Source organism: Pseudoteredinibacter isoporae (assembly GCF_040372805.1).
GTDB lineage: Bacteria > Pseudomonadota > Gammaproteobacteria > Pseudomonadales > Cellvibrionaceae > Pseudoteredinibacter > Pseudoteredinibacter isoporae_A.
In genome coordinates this window covers 96,742-111,293 of record NZ_BAABWJ010000003.1, presented here as the reverse complement: position 1 = coordinate 111,293, position 14,552 = coordinate 96,742, and the positions used below count along the sequence as shown (strand labels likewise).

Sequence of the window (14,552 nt, the reverse complement as noted above, 5' to 3'; positions counted from 1 at the left end):
TCTTTTAAGGGTCTTTTTTATCGCCCTGATCGGTGAGCCAATAGGGATCTTCATCGAGATCACTCTCATCCTCTTCTTCCCAGGAATAGCGTTTGCGTTCAGGCAGTGGGTCGCGATGGCGCATGAGGACGGCCATCAACACTCCCATGAATGCACCAAACAAATGCAGCTCGTAAGAAATGCCGGGTTCGCCTGGAAAGATGCTCATTAACATGCCGCCATACAGAAAGAAGGCGATCATCAGTAGGGCTGTCGACCGTTTGTCACGTCTAAGCAGCCCGATCAGCAGCAGATAGAAAAACAGTCCGTGGCTGAGCCCGCTTGCGCCGAAATGATAGCTGTCGCGGGCAAATATCCAGGTCAGTATTCCTGATCCGATCCAGATAACCGCTAGGGCATACCAACGACTGCGCGGATAACCCAGATACAGGCCTGCCATCAACAACAGCAAGGCTGACACATTATTGATTACATGGGACCAGGAACCGTGCAACAAGGGCACCAGAATAATGCCCAATAAACTGTCAGTATTCCTGGGGTATATGCCCAGCCTCGGCATGCTAATATCCAACAACTGGCAGATTCCAAAGCCGGCGAGAAGAGCCGCGCAAAACAGAACGCTGAACAACAGCGCTCGCGGCAGGCTGGCTGAGCGACGGTTGATGTCCGCCGTCATGGTCTGGCTTCTCTTAAATTGTTCCATACATTCCTATATATGGGCGCCGACTAACAAGTTCAACAAGACAAGATCATAATGAAACAGAACGAATTCAGTAACAAGCGTGTCGTTGTGACAGATTGCGAACGTTATATGGGGCCGATTGCCGTCAAGCATTTTCGCTCTGAAGGTGCCGATGTGCTGGCTTGGTCGGAGGCTTTGAACAGCCAGGAAGCAATCGAAGCCTTACTCGCGACAGCAGGGGATACCGATATTTTAATTGCCAACTTCGGGGCGAACCCGCGCCCGAATAAAGTGGAAAATATTGCCGATGAGGAATGGTTTGGATTGTGCGATGAGATTTTGCATCCCTTCATGAGAGTGGTTCGGGCATTCGCAGGCCCGATGAAAGAAAAGGGGCGCGGTAAGATCGTGGCGATTACCAGTGCCGCCCCTCTGCGGGCGATTTATGGGGCCAGTGCCTATTCGGCCGTACGTGGTGCCCAGAACGCGTTTGTTCGTTCGGCAGGGAGTGAACTGGCAAGAGCGGGGGTGCAGTTTAATGCGATTGCGCAAAACTATGTTGAAAATGAAGATTACTACCCAAAGGAAAAACGTGAGAATCCAAGGTTTCAGGAGGAGTTGAAGCAGCTTGCAACCAGGCGTTGTGCCGAGGCTCAGGAAACGGCAAATCTTATGGCTTTTCTGGCGTCGGAACAAAACACACACATTGTTGGGCAGGCGGTGCCTTTCGCGGGTGGTTGGGCGACGAACAGTTAGTAAAAGGGCCAGTTAACACTGGCCCTTTTCGTTGGGCGGCTTGGTTCTTTATGCTAAGAGGAGCGGGGCCAATCGTTTGCGATGGTGGGCCGAGTCACCGAATTGTTGTTGGCCCCACTGAGCACGGCGAATATACAGTTGAGCATCGCATTCATACGTAAAACCCATGCCGCCGTGAAATTGCACGGCTCGATCGCCTGCAAACAGCAGGGCATCATTCGCTGTGACTTTGGACATGCGACACGCAATTTCAGCGTCTCGTGTGAGTTTCCCCAGGTTGTCGGCCAATAAGGTCGCGGCGTGATACACCTGGGAGCGAGCACCTTCCATCATATTTAAAATGTCGACTGCCGGATGTTTAAGAGATTGATATGAACCAATCAGTTTGCCGAATTGTTTGCGGGTATTGAGATATTCCACGGTTAAATTCAGACAAGACGCTGTGGCACCTACAGATTCAGCGGCAGTGAGCAGAGCGCCGAGCAGTTTGACATCATTCAGTGCGTCACTTGCCGAAGCATCCAATAATTGGTCTTCTCGAATGCGCACATGGTTGAACTCAATGGCGGCCGCGCGTTTGGTTTCATCGATCAATGTGTGCGCCTGAATAGCGGCATCATCAAGCTGCTCGCGTTCCACGATGGCGAGACGCTGTTGTTCACCTTGCTGACAAAGAACAATAAAAATATCCGCTTGCGCGCCTGCTTCAACCAACTGTTTGCGACCATCAATTTGAAGGTCGCTGTTCGGAAGCTCGGTGTTCAATGTGCACTGACTGCTGGTTGCTCCCCAGTCTTCGTTGTCCAACAGGGCGAGTGTTGCTACGGTGCCATTGGCAATCCTGGGTAAGTACCGGGCCTTCTGTGACTCATTGCCGGCACGTTGAATAAGTTGCGCCGCTAGGGTGCTGCAGAAAAAGGGCGTCGCTAATAACTGACGCCCCATGCTTTCGGCAATGGGAACCAGGCAGTCCAGGCCCAGTTCGGAGCCTCCATAATTCTCTTCAATGCATATGCCCAACCAACCCAGATCAACCATTTCCTGCCAGACGTTGGCTTGAAATCCGGCTTCGCTGGGCAGCAATTTTCGAACGGTTTCGATATCCGATTTGTCTTGGCAGAATCCCCGTGCGGCTTCCTGAATCATCTGCTGGTCTTCGCTGAAGCGCATGTCAGTATTGGCTTCGATATTAATAAACGTCATCTTACGCTCCTTTTATTTGGGCAGGCCTAGTGCGTGTTCGGCGATAATGTTGGCTTGTACCTGGCTGGTTCCACCACCAATAGTGGCGGAAAAATTATTAAAATAACCACGTTGCCATACGCCGCCTTCAATCGCCTGTTGGTCGCCAACGTATAAACCGCCTTTGCCGCCTTGCAGGCTGATGGCGTATTGTCGAGCACGGCGGAACAGCTCTGTGGCCACCAGCTTTCCGCTCAAGGCGAGCGAGAAAGGATAATCCGTACACAGTTGGGGTATATCGCCACGAACTTTCATCAGTGCCAGAGATTTTTCCTCAATCAAAAATTGCACTAATTGATCTTGCACGACCGGGTCTTCCAGCAGGGCTTGGCCGTCTCGTTCGATGGTGCGGCAGGTGTTCAGTAAATCGGCCATGGCAATCGGTAAGAACTTGTAGGTACTGGCTTGGCCACCATGTACGCTGCGCTCATATTCCAGTGTGCGCATTGCCACTTTCCAACCCTGGTTTTCTTCGCCCATTAAGCAGGATGCTGGAATGCGCGCATCGTCGAAGAAGGTTTGGCAGAATCCATATTCACCGGTGATTTTCTGAATGGGGCTGGTGCTGATGCCGTCGGCGTGCATGGGGGAGAGGAAAAAGGACAGGCCAGCGTATTTGCTCGGCGCGTCCGGGTTTGTGCGCGCCAGGAGGATCATATATTTGGCGTAGTTGCCAAACGTTGTCCAGATCTTGCTGCCATTAATAATGTAGTCGTCGCCATCGCGCACCGCACGAGTTTGGGCATTACCAAGATCTGAACCGTGATCCGGTTCGGAAAAGCCCTGACACCAAATGTCGTCGGCGGTCAAAATGCCTTTGATGTATTTCTGCTTTTCTTCTTCGGTGCCCACGTCCAAAATCAAAGGGCCGGCCCAGCCGAGGCCGATCACATTAAAAATGATCGGCGCTTTATGGTTCATCAATTCTTCATCGACGATGTCCTGGTACACCTGTGGTTTCCCTCCGCCGCCATACGCTTCGGGCCAGGCCATACCGAGGTAACCGGCTTCATATACTTTTTTCTGCCAGGCAATCAGGAATTCCAATTGTTCTTCACTTCCAACTTCCATAAAGGATTGTGGGAGCAAAAAACCTGGGTCAGCGGGAATGTTGTCTGTTAGCCACTGGGAGACTTCGGCACGAAAGGCCGCCAGGGTGTTTGCATCGGTTTGCATAGTGTTCTCCTATTGAGCCGCTTACAGTTGATATTGACGGGAGGCGAGATCGCGCATGATTTCTTCTGAGCCACCGCCTATGGCGTTGACCCGAACTTCACGATAAATACGTTCTGTTTTACAGCCACGTAGATAAGATGCGCCGCCTAAAATCTGGCTGGCTTCTCTGGCGCAGAATTCCATAGTTTCACTGGCCTGAACTTTCAGGAGCGCAATATCGCCGAAATCGCCGCGACCTTCCGACAGTTCCCGCGTCACATACTGAATATAGGTTTGGGTCGCGTTAATGCGTTGTTTCATCTCAGAGATTTTGTGACGAATGACCTGATGCTTAGACAAGGGTTTGCCAAAGGTCATACGGTCTTTGGCCCAGCTTACGGCCTCATCCAGACAGCATCGGGCGCAGGCTTCCATATTGACGATCATCGCCATGCGTTCGCTGTTAAAGTTATTCATGATGACCAGGAATCCGTGGCCTTCTTCGCCAATCAGGTGATCAACGGGCACTTTAACGTTGTCGTAGTAAATCGTCGCGGTATCGGAGCACCACCAACCCTGTTTGCGGTCGAGGGGGGTGCGGCTAACGCCGTCAAGGTGGGTTGGAATCAATAACATTGAAACCCCGAGGGCACCTTCGTCGCCGGTGCGTACCGCGGTGCTGATCCAATCGGCACCCATGCCGCCTGAAATAAAGGTCTTACTGCCGTTCACAATGTAGTAATCACCCTCACGACGAGCCGTCGTTTTGATGTTAGCCACATCTGAGCCGCCACCGGGTTCGGTGATACCGAGAGAAATGCGCTTCTCGCCGCTGAGAACCTTGGGTACTACGTCCTGCTTAATGTGCTCCTGAGAGAAATTCACTACGGGCGGCAGGCCAATACCATGAACCAGTAGGGTGCTGGCGATGCCGCCGGCAGAGCCAATGCGGCCTAATTCCTCATTGACGATCTGACCATGGTAAAGATCAATACCTTCGCTGATACCGCCGTATTCTTCCGGGTAGCCCAGTTGCAGCAGGCCTACATCGGCCGCTTTCTTCCACATTTCATCGGGAATCTTGCCAGCTTCGTCCCAGTCGTCGAAATAGGGCGCAACTTCGGTATCCAGAAATTTACGCAACTGACTGCGCCAGGCTTCATGGTCTTCGGTCATATAAGGGTTGTGCAGGCGGGCGCTGTCGAAGTCTAAAGACATGGTCTTCTCCGTTGGTGGTCTAAGTCGTGTCCCGATCGGGCAATCGGGCCCGTTTCAGGCATAGTGACTTTGAATCTTAGAGGTCGGGCTGGGGACTTGCATTGGAATTGGTGCCACACAATTTGGCATAGGTGCCAATCCAGAGGGTGGGGCAGATGAGGTTGATCATTAGGGCTGACTGGAAGGTGTGTTACCCGCTAGACGGATTCCTCAAGCTGTTGCGCGTAATCCTTCGGAGAGCAGCCGTGCCAGCTCTTAAAAGCCGTAGAGAACGAGGAGGAATCAGCATAGCCCAGCAGAAAGGCAATCTCGGTGATCCCCATTTGCTGGTCCTTCAGCAAACGTGTTGCGATAGCAGACCGCAGATCCTGCACCTCATTAAGGAAGTGTGTATTGCGCTCCGCGAGCCGACGCTGCAGGGTGCGGCGTGAAATGCTGAGTTCATCGGCAACGCTGTCAATGCTCATTGCGCCGCTGGGCAAGGCCTTAACAATCGAGCGGCGCATTTGCCGCAGGAATCCATCACCACTGTCTTTGTCCACTGAAGCCAAGATGTTGTCGTGCAAATTGAGGGCTGCAGAATCCAGTGGCTTCACCAGAGGGTAGTCCAGCGCTTCGATATTGAAGTAGAGGCCACTGAAGGCCTGTTCAAAGAATAGATTCTCGCCAAATAAAGTGCGGTGCAACTCAATATTCTGGGGTTCGGGGTAAGAAAAATAAGCCTTTTCGATAGTCACCGGGTGAATACAAACGGATTGCAAGAGGCAAACGGATGAGCTCAGAATCATGTCGGCAAAATAACGCCCGCTCTCTTCATTATTTAATAAGGGGTTCCACTGAGTTCGAATACTTTCCCCTTCGCGAATCACAATGGACTCGCCGATATCACCTTGCATTTCCATGACACTGGGCATCATGTTTAGCCACTGCCGCAGGTTGTCGCAGATTCGCGGCAGATACAGTATCAGGGAAACGAGGTTCAAATAACTTACACGCCCTACCAACAGGCCAATGTCTTCATTGTTGCTCAGCTCGGCCAGACGACGGGCGAGTTTATAAATAGCCGCGACCGGGATTCGAATGTCGGGGTTTTCGAGCCACATAGGATCCAGATCGCAATCGGCGATCAGAGTCTCGCGAGGCACTCCCAAACTATCAGCCAGCTGCATAAACAGCAATGCCTGGCGACTGGAGACGGTCCAACTGGGGTCGATGCTTGTCATGTAACTGTCGTATGAGTTCAGGGGTCACGGGGAGATTGTTGATCATCGTTCAGGAACAGCCGAGCGAATGTTATCCCGTTGAAAGCTTCCATTTTGGTGGGAAATTGCCCGCCGGGTCAACTAAAAAATTCGACCATTCACGCTGATTCAGATTAAGCGTCTGGTGAAATTGCAATCAGCGATGGCTGGGCTAGTCTTCAATTTAAGGTGCCAAAAAAACTGTCGACGTTTATTGCTGTGGCAGCGTTAGCTGTGAAGCACCAAATACAATTTTGGTTTAGCGCACAAAAAGGAATCATGAAAGTTCCCGCGCAGTGGACTAGGAAAGGGTGTCTAGTGAATGCAGCATTACCACGTCCGGCAATTCTGGTAACGGATGATATGCTGGCGAATCGTATTGCGATGCGTCAGATATTGAAAACCGTTGATGCGGATATCATCGAAGCGTCCTCGGGGGATGAAACCCTGATGATGATGCTCAAGCACGATAATGTTGCGCTTATTCTCCTCGATATCAATATGCCCAATATGAATGGCTATGAGGTCGCCGAGCTTCTGCGCTACGAAGAACGCAGTCGTTGCGTGCCCATCATTTTTGTTACGGCGGCCTATCGAGATGAACGGTATGAAATTCTTGGCTACGTTTCGGGTGCCGTGGACTACATCGAAAAGCCAGTGGAGCGAAAAATTCTCACTTCCAAGGTGAATGTATTTCTCCAGTTGCACCAACAAAAACAAAAACTGGAAAGTCTGAATCGGCAGTTGAAAGAAAACTACCGACAATTGAAGGTCGAAATGGGAGTGCGGGCAAAGGCTGAGCAAAGCCTGCGGAAATTGTCTGAAGCGGTTAAGCAAAGCCCGGCATCTGTGATCATTGCTGATGCCTCCGCCAGAATTGAATTTGTAAACCCTACCTTTATCCGCATGACCGGGTATTCCATGCGCCAGGTCATCGGTGAACGCTTGCGCTTCCATCAGTCAGGTTACAACCCTGAGAGTGTCGAGCAGTCGATTGCCGAATCCATTGAGAGTGGAACATCCTGGTGTGGTGAGCTTCACAATCAAAAACGAGATGGGAACTTCTATTGGTCATATACCACACTGTCTCCACTTTACGACTCCGATGGAGACATCACCAATTTCCTGTGTATCGAAGAAGACACAACAGTGAGACATGACTACGAACGTCGCCTGTTAAAACAAGCAAACTTCGATGAAGTCACCGATCTTCCGAATCGCATACTGGCCCTCGATCGGATCAGTCAGGCCTTTTCCCTCGCGGAGAACGAGGAACGTTGTGATGAACATATATGCCCATTATTTTTCATTGACATCAATGGTCTGCGGCGCATCAACGAAACCCTTGGTCATGACTCGGGGGATCGTGTTTTGGTGCAGGTCAGTTCACGCTTGCAAAACACGGTGCGATCAGGGGATACGGTGGCGCGTGTCGGTAGTGATGAGTTTTTGATTATTTCCCAAGGTATCAGTGATGCGAGTGAGGCCGCTGCGATGGCGAAAAAGCTGCTCACCGCCATCGAGGAGCCGTTGAATATCAATGCCCAGGATGTGCATATGTCAGCGTGTATCGGCATCAGTCTTGGTGATGATCTGAACGATGATCCCCAGGCGGCTATTCAGAATGCCGAATCAGCCATGTATCGCGCTAAAGAAATGGGGCCTGGGAACTATCACTTTTTTGATGAAGACATTAATCGGAGTACCCAGGAACGCCTGCATATCGAATTACAACTGCACAAGGCTATCGAGCATGAACAGTTGCAGCTGTGGTTTCAGCCGATAGTCGATGTCAGCAGCAGGCGCGTCGTTTCCGCGGAAGCCTTGCTGCGTTGGCATGATGATGATTTGGGCTGGGTGGATACCGAGCATTTTGTTGATATTGCTGAGTCCAGTGGCCAAATCAACACTATAGGCCTGTGGGTGCTTCGGCGAGCGGAACAACTATCCAGACTCTGGCGCGAAGAATTCAGTGACGATCTCGGTATTGCGATTAATGTGTCGGTGAATCAATTTCACGATACGCGTTTGTTCGAGGAAGTCAGACGAATTCATCGTGAAGATCAGGGCCGTCAGAAGAACGCTCGAGCCAAGTTGGAATTGGAAATCACGGAACGTTTGCTGTTGAGTGATCATGATGGCACCGAGAAACAGTTGAAGGACATTCATGAGCTGGGCTTTCGTATGTCGATTGACGACTTTGGAACGGGTTATTCATCGTTGAGCTATCTGAAACGGTGCCCCGTCGATTCCGTCAAAATCGACAAGTCGTTCGTAAACGGTCTGCCGGACGATAATGAAAACAGCACATTAGTGACCGCCATCATTGCGATGGCGCACGGGCTGAATCTTAAGGTGATTGCCGAAGGTGTTGAGACCGAAGCGCAATCGCGCTTCCTTGAACAGGCAGGTTGTGACTTGATGCAAGGGTTTTACATTGGCAAACCAATGCCTGTCGAACAATTCGAAAGCTATCTGTCTGAACATTGTATGGAGAGGTGTTGATGGAACAGACTCCCAAAATTCTGTTGACCGATGATATAGAATTGAATCGCGTCGCAATCCGAAAGCTGTTACACCGACATGATGTTGAGGTTCTGGAAGCGTCCTGTGGCAATGAAGCTTTGCAGATTGCCTTGGGCGAATCCAATATCGCCCTGGTGTTGTTGGATGTGCAAATGCCTGAGATGGACGGTTATGAGGTCGCCAGCCTGTTACGGCAGGAAAAACGCACTCATCATATTCCGATCATCTTTCTGACCGCTGTCGCTCGCGATGAGCAGAATGAATTGAAAGGGTATCAATCAGGCGGTGTGGACTATATTCACAAGCCCATTGATTCTGAGATTCTGCTCGCCAAGATCAACGTTTTTATCAAGATGTGGCGAATTAACTCGCGCTTGCAGCAAGAGGTTAAAAATCGTCGCGATGCGGAGCAGAAAATCCGCCATCTGGCTAAGCACGATATGTTGACTGGTCTGCCGAATCGCAGCCAGCTACTGGATAATCTGGTCCAAGGGAAGTCACGCGTCGATCGTTACGGTGGCAAACTGTCGGTGCTGTTTCTGGACCTCGACGGCTTTAAACCCGTCAATGACATTTATGGTCACGAAGCCGGGGATTATGTTTTAAAAGAAATTGCCCACCGTTTAAAAAATATGATGCGGCCAACCGACACAGTGGCCCGTTTTGGGGGAGATGAATTCGTTATTCTCATGACCGATGTTCAGGATCGGGACTGCATCGTTCCAAAGCTGCAGTCCATTATTTCTGCTTGTGCAAAGCCCATGCAGTGGCTGTACCACAAGCTAGAGTTGAGCATGAGCTTGGGGGTGGCCATGTACCCTGAGGACGGCGAAGACGCGACCAGCCTTATTAAAGCCGCTGACAGCGCCATGTATCGCGCGAAGGAAGCGGGAAAAAACTGCTTTCGCTTTGTGGTGGAAGGCCAAACGGAGAGCGAGAAAGAATACAAATCCATGGCGGCTTGTCTTGAACAGGCCATTGATCACCAAGAGTTGTATCTGCTTTATCAACCCATTCATTGTACAAAAAGCCTTGACGTGGTCGCGGCAGAAGCGTTGTTGCGTTGGCGGCATCCGGAGTTGGGCTTGATCGAGCCGGCGACTTTTGTTCCGGTTGCAGAATCCAGTGGTGTGATTGATCGCATTGGGGATTGGGTAATTGGAAACGCTCTGTCTGACTCTTTGCAGTGGTGGAAGGAAACCCAGCATAAAGTCAAAGTCATGGTGAACGTTACCACAGCACAGATCAGTGAAAATGGTTTCAGTGGGAATGTAAATGATTTTCTGAGTCCCGTGCTGGCCGCCATCGGGAAGTCAGTGTCCCTTGACGAGTTGAACGAATTTCTGGGTCTCGAAGTGAAAGAAAAAATCATCTCTCGCCCTTTTGATTCCGTCAAAGAGCAGCTGGAAAATCTGAAAGACTGTGGCATAGGTGTGTCGGTAGATAATGTCGGGGCGGATGTGACGGCATTGAACTATTTGAAAAACAACCTGGCCTCTCAGTTGAAGATCGACCGAGCCCTGATTAAAGCGCTTCCGGGTAAGCAGGGGCAGGACAAAATTGTTCGTGCCGTCATGGCCATTGCCCATATTTTTAATATGAAGGTGATCGCTACAGGCGTTGAGTCGAAAGAACAGTATGAGTTTTTGCGGGATATCGGTTGCGACTATGTCCAGGGGTTTTATTTTAGTCAGGCAATCACCAGTGATGAGTTAAAGATGTATATCACGGCTTCCTATGCTCATGAAACCTTTGAACTGATTGATCAAAACTGAGCGTATTCGAAGCTTTCATTCTTTCCCATGGTGGAGTGATTATGAATCGATTGAACATCACACTGATGCTCGCCTCGTTCCTGATTGCCGTCTTGCCTCTAGGGGCGTTGGTTTATATCAGCAATGCCGTGTATACCGAGATCATTCATAAGGAGGTGGGTAACTCCCTGTCCGCAATTGCGGATCATAAATTGACACGTTGGCAGGACTATGAGCGGCAGCAAAGGCAGCGCATTAAGTTGATCTCTCAATCGGGCGTGTTGCAGGCGAGTATTTCACATCTTCGCCGGGAAATGACGCAACGATCCAGCCGCCAGGATCTGCCTCTGTCGGCGAACAATCGCATCGTGGGTAATATTGTTCGGGAGATTAAGTCTGCAGATGGGTTTCACGGTTTTTATCTGGTTGATTTGAACGGGGTTATTCTTTATCAGGATCAGAATCGAGATGCTATTGGACAGAGCCTTTATGAAGGGCGTTATCTCGGTGGTGGCTTGCAGCAACTGTTTGATCGATCTTTGAGTTCTACCGATCCGGTCATGTCACCTTTTGTTGAGAATGTTGATGAGCCGGGCAGCTTCGGATTTTATATTGCTGCACGGATCATGGATGGCCCTGAGATAGTCGCCATTATTGTGAAGCAGTTTGACAACCGAGAGCTGGTGAATATCGCTCAAGATTACACGGGGATCGGTGAAACTGGCGAAATTGTTTTCGCTAAACTGCATCAGGGGCAGGCATTGCTGATGGCGCCTCTGCGGCATGTTGAAGAGGCGAGTTTTAAAAAACGTATTGATCTGAATGGCCGGTGGGCTCGGCCGGTGCGCGCGTCCTTGTCGGGACAAAGTGGTGTCGAGCCTTCTTTTGATTACCGCCAGTCACGGGTGCTGGCAGCGTGGCACCCGATAGAATCGGCAGGCATTGGCATGGTCGTGAAAATTGATGAGGAAGAGGCCTTCAGTCAACTGCACTCCCATCGCCGCGACATTCTGTTGTTGTTAGCGGTGGCTATTGCTTTTGTGGGTATGGCCGGCTTTGCCCTGTCCAGAAGCATAATTCAGCCAATCAATAGAATGGCCAAAGCGGCGCAACAAATTACTCGTGGCGACTTGCAACACAAGGTGCCCAATTCTCGCTGGCATGAGCTTACTCAGCTGGGCAAAGCGTTGAATATTATGGTATCTCATTTGCGGGAAACCATCAGTTCTGTGGAGGCTGACCTTTGGTACAAAGACAGCATGACCAAACTGTCGGAAGTTTTAGGAGCCGATCAGTCCAAACAGCTGCTGTCAAAAAACGTGGTTCGTGTGCTGGCGGAACAGTTGAATGCTCAGGCAGGGGCAATTTATTACTATGTTGGAAACGATATAGAGTTGCTCGGACATTATGGAATGGGCGATGCGCCCGAGTTGAAGACCAGGTTGTCCGCGCAACATGGTTTGGTTGGCCAGGCACTGGAAGACCGTAAGGCCATCACAGTTAACGCTGTCGGAGACGAACATATTGAAATGGTTGTTCGTTCCGGCACGCAGGAAAGTGTCGCCAACGCCTTGGTGATTATTCCACTTTTGTATCACGGCCAATTGATTGGATTAATTGAACTGGCGTGGTTAGGCCAGGCCCACGCCCGTGCTCTGGAACTGGTGGATTACTCCTCTGAAAGTATTTGTCTGGCATTGATTGCGGCTGAGCAACGATTGCAAGTTCAAACAATGTTAGAACAGAGTCAGGCACAGACCGCGGAGTTGCGGCGACAGCAGGAAGCGCTGCGTTTTGCCAAGGAAGAAACCGAACGTCAGGCACGAGAGCTTGAAGCCGCCAGCCGGTATAAATCAGAGTTTCTGGCAAATATGTCCCACGAGCTGCGAACTCCTCTGAACAGTTTGTTGATATTGGCGCGTTCGCTGATGGATAACGAAGAGGGTAACCTGAACGAGGATGACGTTGAATCCGCAACGGTTATCCACGAAAGCGGCAAGCATTTGTTGGGCTTGATCAACGATATATTGGATATTTCAAAAGTTGAGTCTGGCAAAATGCAACTGAACCTGGAAACCATCCGCATTGATGATTTGCTGTTTTCAGTCCAGAGCCGCTTCCAGCATATGGCTCGAGAAAAAGGTTATGAGTTCGGCATTTCTCGGGATGATGATGTCCCATCGCATATTCATAGCGATGGCGCCAAGTTGAATCAGATTTTGATTAATTTGATCGGTAACGCCATTAAGTTTACTGATCAAGGTTCGGTGACATTGCGCTTACACTTGTCTTCGGATGCCTGCGGCCAAGCTCGAATAAACTTTTCGGTGAGTGATACGGGTATCGGCATTCCCGATGACAAGTTGCACAACATTTTCCAGGCTTTCCAACAGGTCGATGGCTCAATCAGTCGGGTCTATGGTGGCACGGGTTTGGGTTTGTCTATCGCGCGTAAGTTGGCTGAGGTGTTGGGGGGCGACATTTCCGTCGACAGCGAGCTTAACAAAGGCAGTTGTTTCCGCTTGGACATTCCGGTTGGCGAGGGGGTATCGCCGGTGGAAAGCAGGCCCACTGCTTTGACCCGTGAGCAGGTTGCCTTAGCCCCTCCGATTGACCCACATTATGACGAGTGCAAAGACGATCGCCAGGTTCTTGATTCATCCAAGCCATTGCTTTTGATTGTGGAAGACGACAATACCTTTTCCAAGGTCTTACTCAACGCCTGTCATCAGCAGCACTGTCAGGCCATTATTGCGGACGATGGGGAAACCGGCATTCAATTGGCCGAAGCGTTTCCGGTTCAAGGAGTCATTCTGGATTATATGTTGCCAGGGCTGGATGGTTGCGATGTGCTTGCGGCGTTGAAGTCCAATGCGGCGACTCAGGATTTACCGGTGCATATCTTTACGGCCCTGGATGGCTTGTCGGATATGCAGATTATGGGGGCCGTGGGTAAATCTCTGAAGCCTTCTTCTCCTGGCGGCATCAAAAATGTGATTGAGAGGCTGGTCAACCCGGAGCGCAATACCGTGTCGATGCTGGTAGTGGAAGATGATCACGCGACGTTTCTGGCGTTAACGCGATTGTTAAAAATGGAGGGAGTCTGTCTTACTCAGGCGCCATCCGGCCAAGCCGCTGTGGAATTACTGGAGAGTGAGCAATTCGATGGCCTGATTTTGGATTTAGGACTGCCAGACACCAATGGCTTTGATTTGCTGATGCTGCTTGAGCGTGATGATACCCCCAAACTACCTCCGGTCATCGTTTACACGGCTCAGGATCTTACTATCGATGAGCAGGATAAGTTGGGAAGGTTCACCCAGCAAATCGTTATCAAGTCGGATGATTCGGCCCAACGTTTACTGGATGAGGTGCAGACCTTTGCAAGCCTGGTTTGCCGCAGCAATGAAATCAAACAGGAGCACCAGCGGTTTGAAGGTGCAGCGAGTGTTGTCGAGATGGGTTCCGCTTCGGTTGAGGGGGAAGAGTTGAATGTGGAGAAACGCCTTGAGGGCCGGTCAGTCTTGTTGGTGGATGACGATATGCGCAATACCTTCGCCTTGGCAAAGGTATTGCGTAAAAAAGGCTTGTTGGTCCACCTGGCTCCGGGCGGTCATGAAGCGCTGGCTCTGCTTGAGGAGGAAGAGAGTATTGAGCTTGTCCTGATGGATATTATGATGCCCCAAATGGATGGTTACGAGGCCATTCGGCGAATTCGCCGTATGGAGGGGTTGGACACTATGCCAGTCATCGCGCTCACTGCGAATGCCATGAAAGGTGATCGGGAAAAATGTTTGCAGGCTGGCGCCAATGATTACCTCTCCAAACCTGTCGACATTGATCGTTTACTGTCGTTGATTCAGAGTTGTCTTATGCCCGAAGCACGCTCGGCCGATACAGGTTGATCTCTTTGGGTCTGGCTAAAAAATAGTCACCAATGTGGCTTGTCCCAAGCGTAGGGCAACTTATCTCATTGCC

At 50.6% G+C, this 14,552-nt stretch carries 9 protein-coding genes; 4 read left to right on the top strand and 5 right to left on the bottom strand.

The window, feature by feature from the left end; all coding sequences use genetic code 11:
* Positions 1-4: 4 nt before the first annotated feature.
* Entirely contained in the window at positions 5-703 is a 699-nt protein-coding gene (locus ABWW03_RS08610) for a rhomboid family intramembrane serine protease (RefSeq protein ID WP_353407685.1), read from the bottom strand.
* Positions 704-754: 51 nt separating this feature from the next.
* On the opposite strand from ABWW03_RS08610, the gene ABWW03_RS08605 reads away from it, so the two are divergent.
* Positions 755-1,438, top strand: coding sequence for an SDR family oxidoreductase (locus ABWW03_RS08605; RefSeq protein ID WP_353407684.1), 684 nt, complete (start codon positions 755-757; stop codon positions 1,436-1,438).
* Positions 1,439-1,486: 48 nt separating this feature from the next.
* On the opposite strand, the gene ABWW03_RS08600 is transcribed toward ABWW03_RS08605, so the two are convergent.
* From ABWW03_RS08600 to ABWW03_RS08585, 4 genes are all read right to left on the bottom strand, one after another.
* Positions 1,487-2,641 (bottom strand): acyl-CoA dehydrogenase family protein, encoded by a 1,155-nt coding sequence (locus ABWW03_RS08600; protein ID WP_353407683.1) that lies wholly within the window; start codon positions 2,639-2,641, stop codon positions 1,487-1,489.
* Positions 2,642-2,653: 12 nt separating this feature from the next.
* Complete coding sequence (locus ABWW03_RS08595; protein ID WP_353407682.1) at positions 2,654-3,856, bottom strand: acyl-CoA dehydrogenase family protein; 1,203 nt, start codon at positions 3,854-3,856, stop codon at positions 2,654-2,656.
* 21 nt (positions 3,857-3,877) lie between these two features.
* Complete coding sequence (locus tag ABWW03_RS08590) at positions 3,878-5,053, bottom strand: acyl-CoA dehydrogenase family protein (RefSeq protein WP_353407680.1); 1,176 nt, start codon at positions 5,051-5,053, stop codon at positions 3,878-3,880.
* Positions 5,054-5,250: 197 nt separating this feature from the next.
* On the bottom strand, positions 5,251-6,276 hold the full coding sequence (locus tag ABWW03_RS08585) for an AraC family transcriptional regulator ligand-binding domain-containing protein (protein WP_353407679.1): 1,026 nt from the start codon (positions 6,274-6,276) through the stop codon (positions 5,251-5,253).
* A 336-nt stretch (positions 6,277-6,612) separates the two neighbouring features.
* On the opposite strand from ABWW03_RS08585, the gene ABWW03_RS08580 reads away from it, so the two are divergent.
* The 3 genes from ABWW03_RS08580 to ABWW03_RS08570 are packed head-to-tail and all read left to right on the top strand — an operon-like array spanning position 6,613 to position 14,479.
* A complete protein-coding gene (locus ABWW03_RS08580) occupies positions 6,613-8,799 on the top strand; it encodes a two-component system response regulator (RefSeq protein WP_353407678.1) in 2,187 nt (728 codons plus the stop codon).
* Positions 8,799-10,595 carry a putative bifunctional diguanylate cyclase/phosphodiesterase gene (locus ABWW03_RS08575; RefSeq protein WP_353407677.1) on the top strand — a complete coding sequence of 599 codons (1,797 nt, stop codon included), beginning with the start codon at positions 8,799-8,801 and terminating at the stop codon, positions 10,593-10,595. The genes ABWW03_RS08580 and ABWW03_RS08575 overlap by 1 nt, the downstream gene beginning before the upstream one ends.
* 41 nt (positions 10,596-10,636) lie before the next feature.
* Positions 10,637-14,479, top strand: a complete 3,843-nt coding sequence (locus ABWW03_RS08570; RefSeq protein WP_353407676.1) for a response regulator — start codon at positions 10,637-10,639, stop codon at positions 14,477-14,479.
* Positions 14,480-14,552: the final 73 nt, after the last annotated feature.